The sequence below is a fragment of the Acinetobacter sp. BY419 genome, from assembly GCF_019038395.1.
Lineage (GTDB): Bacteria > Pseudomonadota > Gammaproteobacteria > Pseudomonadales > Moraxellaceae > Acinetobacter.
This window is the reverse complement of record NZ_JAGFXZ010000024.1, coordinates 12,657-28,612: the sequence shown is the minus strand read 5'-3', so window position 1 is coordinate 28,612 and position 15,956 is coordinate 12,657. Positions and strand designations below refer to the sequence as shown.

The 15,956-nt window shown below is 42.9% G+C and carries 17 protein-coding genes and 1 tRNA gene; 14 read left to right on the top strand and 4 right to left on the bottom strand.

The features are described 5' to 3' along the window. The first annotated feature begins 118 nt into the window (after positions 1 to 118). From KUG37_RS10340 to KUG37_RS10290, 11 genes are all read left to right on the top strand, one after another. Positions 119 to 1,501, top strand: coding sequence for a Do family serine endopeptidase (locus tag KUG37_RS10340; protein WP_216935382.1), 1,383 nt, complete (start codon positions 119 to 121; stop codon positions 1,499 to 1,501). 125 nt (positions 1,502 to 1,626) lie between these two features. Then, positions 1,627 to 2,082 (top strand): thioesterase family protein, encoded by a 456-nt coding sequence (locus KUG37_RS10335; RefSeq protein WP_216935380.1) that lies wholly within the window; start codon positions 1,627 to 1,629, stop codon positions 2,080 to 2,082. 249 nt (positions 2,083 to 2,331) lie between these two features. Then, positions 2,332 to 4,149 (top strand): translation elongation factor 4, encoded by a 1,818-nt coding sequence (lepA, locus tag KUG37_RS10330; protein WP_216935378.1) that lies wholly within the window; start codon positions 2,332 to 2,334, stop codon positions 4,147 to 4,149. Between the two features lie 20 nt (positions 4,150 to 4,169). Further along, the gene (gene lepB / locus KUG37_RS10325; RefSeq protein ID WP_216935377.1) at positions 4,170 to 4,997 is read left to right on the top strand and encodes a signal peptidase I; all 828 of its coding nucleotides are present in this window, start codon (positions 4,170 to 4,172) and stop codon (positions 4,995 to 4,997) included. A gap of 24 nt (positions 4,998 to 5,021) precedes the next feature. Continuing rightward, complete coding sequence (locus KUG37_RS10320) at positions 5,022 to 5,393, top strand: DUF4845 domain-containing protein (protein WP_216935374.1); 372 nt, start codon at positions 5,022 to 5,024, stop codon at positions 5,391 to 5,393. Further along, positions 5,365 to 6,063 carry a ribonuclease III gene (gene rnc, locus KUG37_RS10315; protein ID WP_216935372.1) on the top strand — a complete coding sequence of 233 codons (699 nt, stop codon included), beginning with the start codon at positions 5,365 to 5,367 and terminating at the stop codon, positions 6,061 to 6,063. The genes KUG37_RS10320 and rnc overlap by 29 nt, the downstream gene beginning before the upstream one ends. Beyond that, positions 6,063 to 7,091 carry a GTPase Era gene (era, locus tag KUG37_RS10310; RefSeq protein ID WP_216935370.1) on the top strand — a complete coding sequence of 343 codons (1,029 nt, stop codon included), beginning with the start codon at positions 6,063 to 6,065 and terminating at the stop codon, positions 7,089 to 7,091. The genes rnc and era overlap by 1 nt, the downstream gene beginning before the upstream one ends. A gap of 28 nt (positions 7,092 to 7,119) precedes the next feature. Continuing rightward, positions 7,120 to 7,317: an NF038104 family lipoprotein gene (locus KUG37_RS10305; RefSeq protein ID WP_216935368.1), complete on the top strand. Its 198-nt coding sequence runs from the start codon at positions 7,120 to 7,122 to the stop codon at positions 7,315 to 7,317. Between the two features lie 11 nt (positions 7,318 to 7,328). Then, positions 7,329 to 8,039, top strand: coding sequence for a DNA repair protein RecO (locus KUG37_RS10300; RefSeq protein WP_216935367.1), 711 nt, complete (start codon positions 7,329 to 7,331; stop codon positions 8,037 to 8,039). 13 nt (positions 8,040 to 8,052) lie between these two features. Continuing rightward, the gene (gene pdxJ, locus KUG37_RS10295; protein ID WP_216935366.1) at positions 8,053 to 8,778 is read left to right on the top strand and encodes a pyridoxine 5'-phosphate synthase; all 726 of its coding nucleotides are present in this window, start codon (positions 8,053 to 8,055) and stop codon (positions 8,776 to 8,778) included. 13 nt (positions 8,779 to 8,791) lie between these two features. Then, on the top strand, positions 8,792 to 9,445 hold the full coding sequence (locus KUG37_RS10290) for a tRNA-(ms[2]io[6]A)-hydroxylase (RefSeq protein ID WP_216935365.1): 654 nt from the start codon (positions 8,792 to 8,794) through the stop codon (positions 9,443 to 9,445). Between the two features lie 216 nt (positions 9,446 to 9,661). On the opposite strand, the gene KUG37_RS10285 is transcribed toward KUG37_RS10290, so the two are convergent. Continuing rightward, a tRNA-Asn gene (locus tag KUG37_RS10285) sits at positions 9,662 to 9,737 on the bottom strand. A gap of 236 nt (positions 9,738 to 9,973) precedes the next feature. Here KUG37_RS10285 and KUG37_RS10280 point away from each other — a divergent pair. Next, complete coding sequence (locus KUG37_RS10280; protein WP_216935364.1) at positions 9,974 to 10,429, top strand: hypothetical protein; 456 nt, start codon at positions 9,974 to 9,976, stop codon at positions 10,427 to 10,429. 30 nt (positions 10,430 to 10,459) lie between these two features. Here KUG37_RS10280 and KUG37_RS10275 read toward each other — a convergent pair whose 3' ends face one another. Beyond that, the gene (locus KUG37_RS10275; RefSeq protein ID WP_216935363.1) at positions 10,460 to 10,903 is read right to left on the bottom strand and encodes a PaaI family thioesterase; all 444 of its coding nucleotides are present in this window, start codon (positions 10,901 to 10,903) and stop codon (positions 10,460 to 10,462) included. 262 nt (positions 10,904 to 11,165) lie between these two features. Here KUG37_RS10275 and KUG37_RS10270 point away from each other — a divergent pair, with 262 nt between their 5' ends. Then, positions 11,166 to 12,503 carry an MATE family efflux transporter gene (locus KUG37_RS10270; protein ID WP_216935361.1) on the top strand — a complete coding sequence of 446 codons (1,338 nt, stop codon included), beginning with the start codon at positions 11,166 to 11,168 and terminating at the stop codon, positions 12,501 to 12,503. A gap of 49 nt (positions 12,504 to 12,552) precedes the next feature. Here KUG37_RS10270 and KUG37_RS10265 read toward each other — a convergent pair whose 3' ends face one another. Beyond that, complete coding sequence (locus KUG37_RS10265) at positions 12,553 to 13,788, bottom strand: pyridoxal phosphate-dependent aminotransferase (protein ID WP_216935358.1); 1,236 nt, start codon at positions 13,786 to 13,788, stop codon at positions 12,553 to 12,555. 253 nt (positions 13,789 to 14,041) lie between these two features. After that, positions 14,042 to 14,869, bottom strand: coding sequence for a type I methionyl aminopeptidase (map, locus tag KUG37_RS10260; RefSeq protein ID WP_216935356.1), 828 nt, complete (start codon positions 14,867 to 14,869; stop codon positions 14,042 to 14,044). Between the two features lie 207 nt (positions 14,870 to 15,076). On the opposite strand from map, the gene rpsB reads away from it, so the two are divergent. Then, the gene (gene rpsB / locus KUG37_RS10255) at positions 15,077 to 15,823 is read left to right on the top strand and encodes a 30S ribosomal protein S2 (protein ID WP_216935354.1); all 747 of its coding nucleotides are present in this window, start codon (positions 15,077 to 15,079) and stop codon (positions 15,821 to 15,823) included. Positions 15,824 to 15,956: the final 133 nt, after the last annotated feature.

Below are 15,956 nucleotides of genomic sequence, written 5' to 3'. Positions count from 1 at the left end.
TTAATAATAAGATATTGTCTAGGACGAAGCATTGAAACATATTATTACTTAAACTTTACAAAGTTTGTGATAAAACCTATTTACATAAAATTATCAATAATTTGAGTGAATAATTTATATGAAAATTCTAGATTTAAAAAAAGGATTATTTGCAGCGACCCTGATCATGAGTGCTGCACAATTGCAGGCCGTCACGCCGGTTGATTTTTCAAACCTGGTCGAGCAGGTCAGTCCTGCGGTGGTCAGTGTCAATGTCGTTAAAAAAATGAGCGAAGAAGAACTCTTACAACAACAAGTTCCGGAAATTCTACGTCGCTTCTTTGGTAATCAGGTGATTATCCCGCAGCAGCGTATGCCACAGGAAAAAACCGGCTATGGCAGTGCATTTTTTATCAGCAAGGATGGTTATCTGCTGACCAATCATCATGTGGTTGAGGATGCTTCGAAAGTCACGATTACCCTGAATGACCGCCGCGAAATTGATGCCACTGTTGTTGGGAGTGATGCACGTACCGACGTGGCTTTACTTAAGGTCAATGGTTCGAATTTTCCCGAATTACGTACCGGGGATGTAGGTCGCTTACGTGTCGGTGAGCCTGTACTTGCGATTGGCTCGCCATTTGGTTTTGATTATTCAGCTTCTGCCGGTATCGTCAGTGCCAAAATGCGTAACATGATGGGCGAAACTGCAGTACCTTTTATCCAGACAGACGTGGCCCTCAACCCAGGTAACTCTGGTGGACCGCTGTTTAACCAGCGTGGGGAAGTGGTGGGTGTTAACTCTCGGATTTTTAGTGGAACCGGTGGGTATATGGGCTTGTCCTTCTCGATTCCGATTGATGTCGCGATTGAAGTTGCTGATCAGCTGAAGAAGAATGGTAAAGTGACCCGTTCTTATCTGGGTGTGAGTTTGCAGGATATCGACCGTAACCTGGCCGAGTCCTATAACCTGCCTAAACCTGAGGGTTCCCTGGTTACCCAGGTTGCGCCAAACTCACCGGCAGCACGTGCAGGTCTGCGTGCCAGTGACGTGATCTTAAAATATAACGACACCCCAATCTTACGTACCAGCGAGTTGTTAAACTATCTGAACCGTACGGCACCTCAGCAGCAGGTACAACTTGAAATCTTGCGAGATGATAAACGCCGTAATGTTACAGCGACTTTAAGTGCAGCACCAGATGATACCCCAGCAAAAGCAGGCGCTCTGGCTCAACCAGGCAAAGGGCCAGTCATCGGGGTTTCAATTCGTGATCTAAATCCAGCAGAGTTAGCGCGCATGGAAATCAAGGGTGGCGTGGTGATTCAGGATGTACGTCCGGGTGGTATTGCAGCACAGGCACGAATCATGCCGAATGATGTGATCACCCAGATTAATAACCAGACAGTACTGAATTCCAATCAGTTTGTACAAGAAATATCCGAGTTGAAGAAGGGTAGCATCGCGCGTGTCACCTTGATTCGCGAGGGGCAGCTTGCAGTTGTCGGGATGCGAATCTAATCCGATCGAGACTTCCTCATATAGAAAACCGCTTTTGAAAAGCGGTTTTTGTTTTTTGCAATTTATCCCGGTGATAAATTCGGTAGACTCTATAGCCTTAAAATCATGGAAAGGATAAGAGAAAAGTGAGCGGTATTTTTGATCTTGCTTTAAAGGTTCAAACTAAACATATCGATGGATTGGGTCATGTGAATAATGTGGTGTATGTGCAATGGATGCAGGATGTCGCATCAGCCCATATTGAAAAACTGGGCTTGGGATTAAAGCAGTATGTGGAATTGAAACATGCCATGGTGGCAGTTGAGCATCAGGTGCAATATCGCAAGGCAGCTTTCGAGGGAGATGAAATTATTCTGCGAACCTGGCTTAATGATATCAATGCCCTGTATTCATTTAGACAATACGCATTTTATCGGCCACAGGATCAAACCCTGTTATTTACCGGAAGTACGCAATGGGCCTGCATAGAAATGGCCACCGGGCGTCCTAAACGCATGTCACCGACATTTACCCAGGCTTATCAGCCACTTTCAGACCGTATGAACCCTTTTGATTTTTCAACTTTATATCTGGATGAATGAGGCATAGCTTGTCCAGCTTGAGCATCGCATCTGGGTGCCAATTGAGGAAGAAATGTAGTCTAGCAGTTAAAGTCTCATCGCGATGATTCAGATTTTATTTGATTGAGGTTTAGGGGACAGAGTAAAGAAAGGAAAAAATATAATTCTTTTTCTAGATCACCATTCTGCTATAATCCTTCGCAATTTCTATTCGGCTTTTGTTATGTAATATTTTTAAATTACATAACGCGTTTTTTCTCAAGGTAACCCATGGCGCAAGCTAAAAAATCTGTTGATATTAAAAACATTCGTAACTTCTCGATTATTGCGCACATTGACCACGGTAAATCGACCCTAGCAGATCGCTTTATTCAGACTTGTGGCGGTTTGCAAGATCGTGAAATGCAGGCGCAAGTCCTTGACTCAATGGAGCTTGAGCGCGAACGTGGGATTACCATTAAAGCCACTTCGGTGACCTTGTACTATACTCATCCAAATGGTCAAGAGTATCAGTTGAACTTTATTGATACGCCGGGACACGTTGACTTCTCTTATGAAGTATCACGTTCGCTCGCTGCCTGTGAAGGTGCCTTACTGGTCGTAGATGCAGCACAGGGTGTAGAAGCTCAGTCTGTTGCCAACTGCTATACTGCACTTGAACAAGGTCTGGAAGTACTTCCGGTACTGAACAAAATTGACCTGCCGCAAGCCGAACCTGAGCGTGTCATTCAGGAAATTGAAGACATTATCGGTATTGAAGCTACGGAAGCGCCGACCTGTTCTGCAAAAACAGGATTAGGTATTGAAGGCGTGCTTGAAACACTGGTCAATGTGATTCCTGCACCGGAAGGTGATCGTGAAGCGCCGCTGCAAGCCCTGATAGTGGATTCGTGGTTTGATAACTATCTGGGTGTTGTATCTCTGGTTCGGGTCAAGCAAGGTCGTGTGCGTAAAGGCGACAAGATGTTGATTAAATCAACCGGTCAAACGCACATCATTACTTCTGTGGGTATCTTTAACCCGAAACATACTGAAACAGGTATGCTGGAAGCGGGTGAAGTAGGCTTTGTGATTGCAGGGATTAAAGATATTTTCGGCGCACCTGTCGGTGATACGATTACTCTGGCAACAACACCTGGCGTTGCAACATTACCGGGCTTTAAAAAGGTCAAACCGCAGGTATATGCCGGTTTGTTCCCGATTGATGCCAGTGATTTTGAACCTTTCCGTGAAGCGTTACATAAACTACAAATTAATGACTCGGCCTTGTTTTTTGAACCTGAAAGTTCAGATGCGCTTGGTTTTGGTTTCCGTTGTGGCTTCCTTGGCATGCTGCACATGGAGATTGTACAGGAGCGTTTAGAACGTGAGTACGATCTTGACCTGATTTCTTCTGCGCCAACCGTAATTTATGAAGCGGTCATGAAGAATGGCCAGACGATTTATATCGACAGCCCATCAAAAATGCCGGATGGTTCAACCGTCGAAGATTTGCGTGAACCGATTGCTGAATGTCATATACTCGTGCCGCAAGAATACCTGGGTAATGTCATGACATTGTGTGTTGAGCGCCGTGGTGTGCAAAAAGACATGAAGTTTATGGCGAATCAGGTATCAATTACCTTTGAAATTCCACTGGCTGAAGTGGTGATGGACTTCTTTGATAAATTGAAGTCATGTTCACGTGGTTTTGCTTCACTCGACTACAACTTTATCCGTTTTGAAAGTTCATCTTTAGTCAAAGTAGATGTACTGATCAATGGTGAAAAAGTCGATGCCTTGGCGATGATCTGTCACCGTAATGATGCACGTCATCGTGGTATTGCGTTGGTTGAAAAAATGAAAGAGCTGATTCCGCGTCAAATGTTTGATGTGGCGATTCAGGCGGCGATTGGTGCACAAATCATTGCACGTTCCACTGTAAAAGCCATGCGTAAAAACGTATTGGCCAAGTGTTATGGTGGTGACGTATCACGTAAGAAAAAACTTCTGTCTAAGCAGAAAGAAGGTAAGAAACGCATGAAACAGGTGGGTAGTGTCGAAATCCCGCAAGAAGCGTTCCTAGCCGTATTGAAAGTCGAACGCTAAAATAATAAGGATATAAGCCCATGGATTTTGATTTTAATTTGATTCTTGTGCCTGCGACTTTATTTTTTGTCGCAGTGTGGTTGCTAGACAAGTTTGTTTTGAAACAGAGACAAACCCGTGGCAAGGGCAATGAGAATTTTATCATCACCTGGGCTTATGACTTTTGGCCGGTACTGGCCGTTGTGCTGGTGCTGCGCTCGTTTTTATTTGAACCATTTAATATTCCATCTGACTCGATGGTGCCAACCCTGGAAACCGGTGATTTTATTTTGGTGAATAAATTCGACTATGGCATAAAACTGCCTATAGTGAACACCAAAATTATTGATACCGGTAGTCCGGAACGTGGCGATGTAGCTGTTTTTCGTTATCCACCACAACCGACCATCAGTTATATCAAGCGTATTGTCGGCTTGCCAGGTGATCATATTGTTTATGATCATGGTCAGTTGAGCATTAATGGTGAAAAAGTGGCGAAAGTTCCAGTGGAATTCAGTCGCGAAAAAGACCGTTTAGATACCCCGAATGCCATTTATCATAAAGAGACTCTCGGCGATCATACCTTTACCATGCGCGAGCTGGAAGGGGTGAATGTCGCTCGCCAGGCACCTTATATTAACTATTTGGAAAATGGTAAATATTCAGGTGAAAATGGTTTATATTGGGAAGTGAAAGTGCCAGAAGGTTATTACTTTGCGATGGGGGATAATCGCGATCAAAGTGCTGACAGTCGTTTCTGGGGGCTTGTTCCGGAAGAAAACTTAACAGGTCGTGCATTCTATATCTGGATGCATAAAGAACCTGGCTTTAAATTGCCATCGTTTAGTCGAAACGGAACAATTGATTAATTGTTTCAAGCAGGAAAATAAAAAATGAGACATCAACAAGGTGCTTCTTATATTGGGGTTTTATTTGCAATTGTGGGCTTTGCATTTCTGGCAAAAGTAGCAATTGCAGTGTGGGCGCCATACTTTGACGATCGGATGGTTGATGGTGAGATTGAGGCGCTGTTAAAAAGCGCTCCAGCCAATATAACGCCAGAACAATTCCGTCAGCAGATGGGTCAGCGTTTAGCGATGAATAATATTCGTGATCTGACCTTTGATGGAATTGCCAAAGTCATCAATACCGATGGTTTACAGGTACACAAGAATTATGAGATTCGTAAAAATTTCATAATGAATATCGATTTAGTGATGAAGTTTGAGAAAGAGTTTGATCAAAGCACAGTCAAAGCTAAATGATGAACGTCTTGCCAAACGAATCGGCTATCAGTTTAAACAGGCTGATTTGCTGAAACTGGCATTGACTCATCGTTCAGTCAGTCATAAACACAACTACGAACGCCTGGAATTTCTGGGCGATTCGCTTTTAGGGATGATCATTGCGAATTATCTTTTTAATGCCTATCCAAGCGAAAACGAAGGCCGGTTGACGCGTATGCGTGCCACCCTGGTTCGTCAGGAAGCATTAGGAAAAATTGCCAATGATTTAAAGCTGAGCCAACATTTAATTCTCAGTACCGGTGAATTGAAATCTGGCGGTCATCATCGGGAGTCGATACTGGCAGATACGGTAGAAGCCATTATTGGCGCGATCTATATCGATTGCGGTGATCTCGCCGTACTAGAACCGATTGTGTTAAAATGGTACGAACCCTATTTAGACCATATTGAGCCGACAGATCAGCTTAAAGACCCTAAATCCCGCTTACAAGAGTATTTACAAGCATGTAAGAAACCTCTCCCAGTTTACGAGGTTGTAGATATTCAAGGTGATGCACCCAATCAGCATTTTACAGTGGAATGCCAGATTGCGGGCTTGCCGACCATGCAGGGCGAAGGTGCGAGCCGACGTTTTGCTGAACAAGCCGTTGCGGCAGATATTTTGAAACTTTTGGAGCATAAGTCTTAATGACTACTCATTCCGATCACATTGATGCTGATCACGAGTCGCAAAGCGACAGTCACGACCTGGTAAATCAATTTTTTAGCGCACAAGGTACCGAAATCCCATCGGATTATCGCAGTGGTTTTGTGGCTATTGTAGGCCGCCCGAATGTGGGTAAATCTACCTTAATGAACCATATTTTGGGTCAGAAACTCTCAATTACCTCACGTAAACCACAAACGACACGTCATAAAATTGTCGGGATTGATTCACGTGAAAAGTCTCAGGCGGTATTCGTGGATACGCCGGGGATGCATAAAAAAGAAGTACGTGCCATCAATAAAATGATGAACCGTGCGGCACATTCGGCTTTACGTGATGTCAACCTGGTTTTATTTGTGGTGGATGCGCAGAAGTGGACGCCGAATGATGATCTGGTGTTAGAAAAGCTGAAAAATGCTGAGATGCCGGTGATTCTGGTGATCAACAAATTAGACACGTTTGAAAACAAGAATGAAGCTTTGCCGCTTATTCGTGAGCGCGAAAAGCTGATGAATTTTGCAGAAATCGTACCAGTATCTGCACTTCGTGGTGCTAACCTTGATCATTTGCGTAACACGATTGCCAAATATCTTCCGTTCCAGCCACCGCTATATTCATTGGATCAGCTGACCGATCGTTCAGAGCGCTTCTTGGCTTCTGAAATTATCCGTGAAAAAATCATGCGTCAGCTGGGTGAAGAACTTCCATACGATTTAACTGTTCAGATTGAATCATTCAAAACTGAACAACCGGTGATGAATGAGAAAACCGGTCGTATGAAGCCGGCCTGTACCTATATTGACGCCACAATTTTTGTCGATCGTGCCAGTCAAAAAGCCATTGTGATTGGTGAGAAAGGCGTCAAACTGAAAAAAATTGGGATAGATGCACGCCTCGACATGGAGAAAATGTTCGAACAGAAAATCATGCTGACGCTTTGGGTGAAAGTCAAAGGCGGCTGGTCTGATGATGAACGTGCATTAAAAAGTTTAGGTTATAGTGATATCTAATTTATAATACGCCTCAAGGAATGTCGTGATGATGAAAGTAGTGGCCGTGGTTGCATGTGTTTTATTCCTGCAGGGCTGCATTCATAAAATTGTCACTGTTCCTGTGAAAGTTGCTTATAAAACCACAAAAGTCGCAGTCAAAGGGACTGCGGCTGTTGTGGGCGCGGTCATCCCGGATGGGGATGACGAAGAAGATGATAAAAAATCAAAAAAAGATAAGGATTAAAGTGTCCGCTTATGCGTAATGAAGTACTGCATGGCTATCTGATTCATCATCGTAAGTACCGTGAACGCAGTCATATTGTGCATTTATTTACCCAGGAATACGGCCGTATTGACGGGATTCTCCGGCAGATGCCACCACCACAATACCAGCCCATTCGTTTGCAAGCCTCGGGTAAATCAGAACTCAAAAATTTTACTAAGCTGGAAATTGTCAATCAGCCAATTTTCTTTTTTGGCGATGCCTTTTTCTCGGGTTTTTATCTGAATGAAATCCTGCTAAGGCTATGTCCCTTAGAAGTCGAAATGCCGCAAACCTTTGCCAAATATGCAGAAACCTTAACCGCATTGCAGCAATTATCAGAGCAATCGAATCCAAACTTATATTTAAAACAGATCTTGCGTCAGTTTGAACATATTTTGCTGGAAGAGCTTGGTTATGGTCTGGATTTTTCACTAGATGCCAATCAGGTACACATCGATCCGCTACAGCAATATTATTTTCAGCTCAATGCCGGTTTTATGCCATCAGCCAAAGCCTTACGCTCAACCATGTCTGGTCAGCAGATTTTAAGCATGTTGAAGCATGAAAATGGTGGGGATTTTAATCCGGAACAGTTACAATTACTGACGAAACTGTATCGACAAGTGATCACGGCCTTGCTCGGTGATCGGCCGCTGAAAAGTCGGCAATTGTGGATTCAAAACTCTCAATCTCAAACGTAGTTAGGAAAAGATTATGGCTGCATTACTTGGTGTCAATATTGACCATGTCGCAACATTAAGACAAGCACGTGGTACGACGTACCCAGACCCAGTCAATGCTGCATTGATCTGCGAGCATGCCGGGGCAGAGGGAATTACCTTGCATCTACGTGAAGACCGTCGTCATATTCAGGATGAAGATGTGCGTCGTATGCGTCCTGCGCTGAAAACCCGTATGAACCTAGAGCTGGCGGTAACGGATGAAATGGTGGCTTTTGCCAAGGAAATCAAGCCGCAGCATGTCTGTTTTGTGCCTGAAAAACGTCAGGAAGTGACAACCGAAGGTGGTCTGGATGTAATCGGTCATTTCGAATCAGTCAAAGCAGCTACGCAAGAACTGGCAGCCATTGGTTGTGATGTATCTTTGTTTATTGATGCCGACTTTGCACAAATTGATGCAGCAGTTGCTTGTGGCGCACCGACCATCGAGATTCATACTGGGGCTTATGCCGATGCAGAAACACCTGAGGCACAGCAGGCGGAGCTTGAGCGCATTGTTAAAGGTGCTGAATATGCAGCATCGAAAGGCTTGATAGTGAATGCAGGTCATGGTTTGAACCTCGATAATGTAACGCCAATTGCCGCGATTCCACAGATTCATGAACTTAATATTGGCCACTCTTTGATTGCAGATGCCGTATTTTTAGGTCTGGCACAAGCCGTCCAGCAAATGAAAGCTGTGATTAAGTCAGCGCGGTAAGATCAGAGTCGTTATGTCGAATATAAATTATGATGAACTGATGCAGCCCGTGATTGCTTTCTTGGGTTGTGAAACGCCGCAAGCATGGTTAAATATGGCGGTCGAAAATCTTGAAATCTTGATGCAAGATCATGCCAACTGTGAAAAAAAAGCAGCCAGCACAGCCATGAACCTGATGTTTCGCTACAGCTATTTTGTTGATCTGCAGGTGAAACTGGCGCAGTTGGTACGTGAAGAAATGCTGCATTATGAACAAGTGCTTGAACTGATGAACAAGCGTGGTCAGGCTTGGCAAAATTTGAGTGCAGGGCGTTATGCTGGTGGCTTGCGTAAAGAAATCCGGACTTTTGAGCCTGAAGCCCTGATTGACGTGTTGGTTATTGGTGCCTTTGTGGAAGCACGTTCCTGTGAGCGTTTCTACGCGCTTGCTTCACGTGTAGATGACGAGCTGGCACGTTACTACCGTTATCTGCTTAAGTCTGAATCTCGTCACTTTGAAGATTATCTGGCTTTGGCTATGGATGTAGCAACGACTGCGAAACTGAAAAATCCGAAAGAGGATATTCAAACTCGTATTGAACATATCCGGGAAGTCGAAAAGCAGCTGATTCAGACACCTGATGAAACTTTCCGTTTTCATAGCGGTGTTCCGGCTCAAGCAGCTTAATCTCAGCGAAATTTAAAAATCCTCCATTTATGGGGGATTTTTTATAGCTCCATTGCTTGAATGGCTGCGTAAATTTGTTGAATTCTATTGTGGACGAAATTGATTATTTTTTTCATTTTTCAGCAAGTCTGCTTATTTTAACTGTATGAACATCATAAGCTAAAATCTTAAGGCAATAAAAAAGCCCACTTCATAATAAGTGGGCTTTCCTGAATTTGGCTCTCCAACCTGGGCTCGAACCAGGGACCTGCGGATTAACAGTCCGTCGCTCTACCGACTGAGCTATTGGAGAATCTGAAAGCGATTATAGAGAGATTTTAACAGGGGTCAAGCAAAAACTGTCATATTTATTATAAATTCAGCTTATATGTTTTTAATTTAGGCAATTGCATAAATTTTATGAAAAATACTTGTCAGAATAAATTTCACTTGCTAGATTAAAGCCATAAAGTAGTTTGACCAAATGGTCAAACAGTGTGGATTTAAACCTACTTGCCAGCACAAAAATGGCTAAACCGGAGACAGCGAATGAATACGCTCAACATCCCTCAAATTTTCTCTCAACTCGCTTATTATCAAGAAAACTATCTGCAGATTATTGCCGATCCAGCACAGTATTATATTCCTGTTACGGATGCTCATATCACCCTGTGGCCCTTGGCGCAAAAATCCTTGTATCTAGGTGATTTGCTGCAATTGTGGTTTGCAGAAAAATGGTTAGTAGAAACTGAACGTCAATTTAATTTTGAAGTTTTCCTGAATGCAGATTATCTGAAAGAGCAAAGCAAAGACCTGTTTATTTATGCCATTTCAGGCAATCTTTTGACGGGTAGCAATCAGTCTAAAGCATGGCAAGCATCAGCAACCCAAACCCAAGAGGTGGAGTTAGCCAATGTTTCCAAACATTATTTTGAGTTTCGGGGGCTAAGCCGACCACGCTTGTCATTTGTTGAAGCAGGGCAGGCGAAAAGCAGTATTATTTAAATAAAGTATCGGATGGATTGTATAGACTATTCATTTTTCTTCAGTACGAATAATCATACAGGTCGCGGTGGCGTGGGCATACAGGCGACCTTCTTCATCCAGAATCTGACCTTCAGAAATCCCTAAATTCTTACTGAGATTAATTGATTTTCCGATCGCTTTGAGCTGCTGGTCTCGAGGAATCGGACGGCACATTTTAATATTTAAATCAATTGTGCCATAACTGACCCCTGCTTCGAGTAGAGTGTGAATCGCACAGCCTGTCACGGTGTCCAAAACGGTTGCAGCGAAACCACCATGTACGCCGCCTAAAGGATTTAAATGCCGATGATCGGCTTTGACCTTAAATTCGACATGACCGCTTTCAATCACAGTGGGTTGCATCGACATGGTTTCGCTAATACTGGCTGCTGGAATTTCCCCATTCCGCATCGCTTGTAATAAGGCCAAACCGCTCATTTCTTTTGGATTCATTCTGCTTTTCCTGTAATTATTCTTAGGTTGCCTGAGCTTTATTTAAAAGTGAAACATCGATAATAGCAAGTTGCGGTCATCATAAAGTGTGTATTCGTCATAATTAAAATGAATGCTATTGAGCAAATTCTTTTATAAAAATAATAAATTTAAAGATTTTTAGCATGATACTGGTATATATTTCTAATGATAGATCTCAGATTTCAATAATCTGCCAAAAAACGAATCTTTATAAAAGAATAAAAAATTGAGTGATGGGGAAATGAAACAGTTTTTGCATCTTTGGGTGCCTATTTTTTTAAGTAATGCCATTATTATGCTAAGTGGTTTATTCGATGTGATTTTCCTGTCACATTTTTCACCTCAGCATGTTGCTGCTATGGCTGTGTGTCTTTCAATTTATTCATTGTGTTTTGTTTCAGGTGTCGGAATCCTGCAAGGCATGATGCAAGAACTGGCTGAAGCCAAGGGGCGTCAAGCTTTTCCTGATCTACAGCGGATTGTGAAACAAGGTATTTTGGTCGTACTTGCACTGTCTGTTTTGGCTGCTTGGTTATTTACCCATGCCACACCTTTATTGAATCTTTTAAAAGCCGATGATGAACTGCAAGCCCTGATTAGACCATGTTTGTTGTTAATGGCATGGATAATTCCCGGCCATCTTTTATTACGTATTTTATATATTCTGACGCAAACTTGTGGGCAGGCTAAACGTGTATTTTATGCCAATATTTTGTATTTGATCTTCAAGGTTATATTAGGGTATTGCTTGATTTTTGGTGTTGAAGGTTATATCGCTGCTTATGGTGTGCAAGGTGCTTTCATTTCAAGTTTGGTTATACAGTGGTTATTTTTATTTGTTTATTATTTTGTATTTCTAGAGAAAAAATTAAAAATTCAATGGTCAGGCACATTTTTACATTGGGCTACCTTAGTTAAAATTCTCAGAATTGGTGTGCCGAATGGTATTGTCACGTTTGTGGATGTATTTGCAGTAAGTGCGATTGCACTGCTGATTTTACCTTTGGGTAATATTATTATAAATTCTCATCAAATTATGCTGGGTCTGATGGGATTGATGTTCATGGTGCCGCTGTCAATGGGATCTGCCTTTAGTATTTTGGTATCCACGAAAATTGGCGCAGAACATATTGATTCAGCATGGCAATTAAGCAAAAAAGCAGTGGTAGTTGTTCTGTCGATTGGATTGTGCCTCGCTAGTTTTGTGTGGATATTTCAAGGTTGGATTATTGCTTTATTTAGTGGTGACCAGCAGGTATTGGCTGTGGCATTCAGTTTGATGATGCTGGTGTGTTGGATGCATATCTTTGATGCCATTCTGGTGATTAGTGTAAATATGCTGCGCTGCTGGAAAGAAGTGGTGTTGCCCATGTTTATTTTTACAGGTACAGTTTTGGTGCTTGGTCTGGGTGGTGGCTGGTATATTGCCTATCATCCCATTTCATTTATGAATATTGGTTTCAATCCCTTGGGAATACATGGCTTTTGGTGGATGCTTGCCATTGCTTATACAGTCGCTGCTTGTTTATGTTTACTATGCTTGGGCCTAAAGTACCGACATTATATTCGTAGCACATAAAAAAACCCGCGAAGTTCGCGGGTTTTTCAAATCTGCTGTTTCAATCAGATTATTGAGCAGCTTTTTCAGCTTCGATTGAAGCAATTGCTTCATCTACGCCTTCGATAGAATCAGCAGCTTTCTTGATACGTGCAAGTGCATCAACCAGTACTTCGTCGGCAGTTGCATAAGAGATACGCATGAAACCGCCTAGACCGAATGCATCACCAGGAACTACTGCAACACCAGTTTCTTCCAGTAACCATGCAGAGAATTCTGTGCAAGATTTAAGACCTTTGGCACGAATTAATGGTTTGATGTTTGCGTATGCATAGAATGCACCATCAGCAGGAAGACAAGAAATACCTTTGATGTCATTCAAACCTTTCACAACTAGGTCATGACGACGTTTAAATGCTTCAATCATTGGCTCAAGTACGTCTTGAGGACCATTCAATGCAGCTTCTGCAGCAACTTGCGAAATTGAAGTCGGGTTAGAAGTCGATTGAGACTGGATTTTCTTCATCGCGCCGATCAGCTTGGCAGGACCCGCTGCATAGCCAATACGCCAGCCAGTCATTGCATACGCTTTAGATACACCATTCAATACAATGGTACGGTCATAAAGGTCAGGTGCAACAGTTGCGATGTTGTAGAACTCGTCTTCCCAGCGGATTGGTTCGTACATATCATCCGATGCGATCAACACTTCTGGATATTTACGAAGTACGTCAGCCAAAGCAAGAAGTTCTTCTTTGGTGTAGATCATGCCAGTCGGGTTAGATGGGCTGTTCAATACCACTAAACGAGTTTTGTCAGTGATAGCAGCTTCTAATTGTTCAGGTGTGATTTTGAAACGTTGTTCTTCACCACATTTCACAATAACAGGAACCCCTTCAGCGATAATCACCATATCTGGGTAGCTTACCCAGAAAGGAGCAGGGATAATCACTTCATCACCTTTGTTTAACAAAGCAAGCGCCAGGTTAAAGAAAGACTGTTTACCACCACAAGAAACCAGGATCTGGTTTGCTGCGTAATCTAGATTGTTGTCACGTTTAAATTTAGCAATAATTGCTTTTTTTAGACCTGGCGTACCGTCAACAGCGGTGTATTTAGTGAAACCGTTGTTAATCGCTGCAATTGCTGCATCTTTGATGTGTTGCGGTGTGTCAAAATCTGGTTCACCTGCGCCCAAACCAATGACATTATGACCAGCAGCTTTTAATTCAGCGGCCTTATTGGTCACAGCAAGCGTTGGGGACGGTTTGATGGCATTTACACGATCAGAGAGACGTACGTCCACGGCAGTATTCCTTCTTATAGGGATTAAAAAATAAAAAGCACATTATCTTAGCCTAAAATGGTGCAGTTAGGGCAAAAGAATTTGGAAAACTTTAAGGAGAAAATGGTGTATTGACTGACCTTTATCTTGAACTTCGATGCTAAAAGGGCAGAACTAAAAATCTTTATACACCTAGTCAAATTATCACAATTTATGAATTATAAAATAAAAATGGCCACTTTAAAGTGGCCATTTTACTGCGTTACAGTTGTAGTTATGCAGTGAAGCGTGACAAATCTTCATCCGGGCGTGCTGTCAAAATTTCCACGCCAGTTTTAGTCACTAGAAGTGTGTGTTCATATTGTGCCGATAAGGAATGGTCTTTGGTGACCACCGTCCATTTATCACCCAGTAATTTGGTTTTCCAGTCGCCGCCATTGACCATCGGTTCAATGGTAAAGGTCATGCCTTCTTCAAGTACCATACCGGTTTCTGGTTGACCATAATGCAGGACTTGCGGTTCATCATGGAAAGTCGTGCCAATCCCATGACCACAATATTCACGTACTACACCAAAACGTTCGGATTCAACATACTGCTGAATGGCATGACCAATATCACCAATGGTTGAACCCGGTTTTACAGTTTCGATACCCCGATACATGGCTTCTTGCGCTACTTTACATAGACGGTTGGCGAGAATGGTGGTTTCACCACCGACGATATACATCATGTTGGTGTCACCGTGGTAGCCATCTTTGATCACGGTCACATCAATGTTCAGGATGTCACCTTTTTTTAGTTTTTTACTGTCTGATGGGATGCCGTGACATACTACGTGGTTCACAGAAGTACAAATTGAATGTTGGAAGGCAGGTCGACCCGGTGCAGCGCCATAGCCCAAGCATGCCGGAATCGCCTGTTGCTGATTGACGATATAGTCATGACAAATCGTATCAAGTTCCAGAGTAGTTACACCCGGAACAATATGCGGTTTGATCATATCCAATACTTCTGCCGCCAGTCGCCCTGCCACACGCATTTTTTCAATTTCGTCAGGGGTTTTGATGAGTCGACGTGGAGCTTGGTAAGTGTTGTTCATGATCTCTAAAAACTTTTGGAAATTTGTGTGTGACTATGGTATAAATAGCCGCCCATTTTATCAAATGCTTTTTCGTGAATAAATTTCACGGGCTTTGTGCGATGAGGCAAAAAAATCCGCACATATACCGACACATTACTCTGGGTGCCCTTTGGGGTGGAGAATGCGGGTATATGGAGGCCTAACCCAAACTTTAAGGTAAAGAAAATGGCAGATTACAACGTAAGCATGCGCGACCTTCTTCAAGCTGGCGCGCACTTTGGTCACCAAACTCGTTTCTGGAATCCAAAGATGCGTGAATACATCTTTGGTGCGCGTAACAAAATTCACATCATTAACCTTGAGCACACTGTTCCTGCGTTAAATGATGCTTTGAACTTTGCTAACAACTTGGCTAGCAAAAAGAACAAAGTTTTGTTCGTTGGTACTAAACGTGCAGCTTCTGCGATCATCCGTGAACAAGCTCAACGCGCTGGTCAACCATATGTAGATCACCGCTGGTTAGGTGGTATGTTGACGAACTGGAAAACACTTCGCCAATCTATCAACCGTTTAAAAGACCTTCAAACTCAATCTCAAGACGGTACTTTCCTTAAGCTAACTAAACGTGAAGCTTTAGAGCGTACTCGTGAGATGGAAAAACTTGAACGCGGTCTTGGCGGCGTGAAAAACATGGGTGGTTTACCTGACGCATTATTCGTAATCGACGTTGATCACGAAGCGATTGCAATCAAAGAAGCGAAGAACCTTGGTATTCCTGTAATCGGTATCGTTGATACAAACTCTAACCCAGACAACGTAGATTACGTTATTCCGGGTAACGATGATGCGATCCGTGCAGTAACACTGTATGCTTCTGCTATGGCTGATGCGATTCTTGCTGGTAAAGAATACGCTCAATCACAAGCGAATGCACAAGCTAAAGCAGAAGAAGCTCCAGCTTCTGAGGCTTAATGCGTTTGACGCAAGCTTGTCATTTTTGCGACATGTGATGGTGGCAAAGTAAGCGTTATGTATGCAGGCGGCCCATGAGAACTCCTCTGGGCCGTTTCTGTTCTAAAAAGAATTCATTTTCTACCGAATTTAG

Excerpts from the sequence above, each read along its gene's own strand:
- KUG37_RS10270 (WP_216935361.1), top strand. The coding sequence starts at position 11,166 with ATGAAACAGTTTTTGCATCTTTGGGTGCCTATTTTTTTAAGTAATGCC.
- KUG37_RS10300 (WP_216935367.1), top strand. The coding sequence starts at position 7,329 with ATGCGTAATGAAGTACTGCATGGCTATCTGATTCATCATCGTAAGTAC.
- KUG37_RS10340 (WP_216935382.1), top strand. The coding sequence starts at position 119 with ATGAAAATTCTAGATTTAAAAAAAGGATTATTTGCAGCGACCCTGATC.
- KUG37_RS10290 (WP_216935365.1), top strand. The coding sequence starts at position 8,792 with ATGTCGAATATAAATTATGATGAACTGATGCAGCCCGTGATTGCTTTC.
- era (WP_216935370.1), top strand. The coding sequence starts at position 6,063 with ATGACTACTCATTCCGATCACATTGATGCTGATCACGAGTCGCAAAGC.
- KUG37_RS10280 (WP_216935364.1), top strand. The coding sequence starts at position 9,974 with ATGAATACGCTCAACATCCCTCAAATTTTCTCTCAACTCGCTTATTAT.
- lepA (WP_216935378.1), top strand. The coding sequence starts at position 2,332 with ATGGCGCAAGCTAAAAAATCTGTTGATATTAAAAACATTCGTAACTTC.
- pdxJ (WP_216935366.1), top strand. The coding sequence starts at position 8,053 with ATGGCTGCATTACTTGGTGTCAATATTGACCATGTCGCAACATTAAGA.
- rpsB (WP_216935354.1), top strand. The coding sequence starts at position 15,077 with ATGGCAGATTACAACGTAAGCATGCGCGACCTTCTTCAAGCTGGCGCG.
- lepB (WP_216935377.1), top strand. The coding sequence starts at position 4,170 with ATGGATTTTGATTTTAATTTGATTCTTGTGCCTGCGACTTTATTTTTT.
- KUG37_RS10275 (WP_216935363.1), bottom strand. The coding sequence starts at position 10,903 with ATGAATCCAAAAGAAATGAGCGGTTTGGCCTTATTACAAGCGATGCGG.
- map (WP_216935356.1), bottom strand. The coding sequence starts at position 14,869 with ATGAACAACACTTACCAAGCTCCACGTCGACTCATCAAAACCCCTGAC.
- KUG37_RS10320 (WP_216935374.1), top strand. The coding sequence starts at position 5,022 with ATGAGACATCAACAAGGTGCTTCTTATATTGGGGTTTTATTTGCAATT.
- KUG37_RS10305 (WP_216935368.1), top strand. The coding sequence starts at position 7,120 with ATGATGAAAGTAGTGGCCGTGGTTGCATGTGTTTTATTCCTGCAGGGC.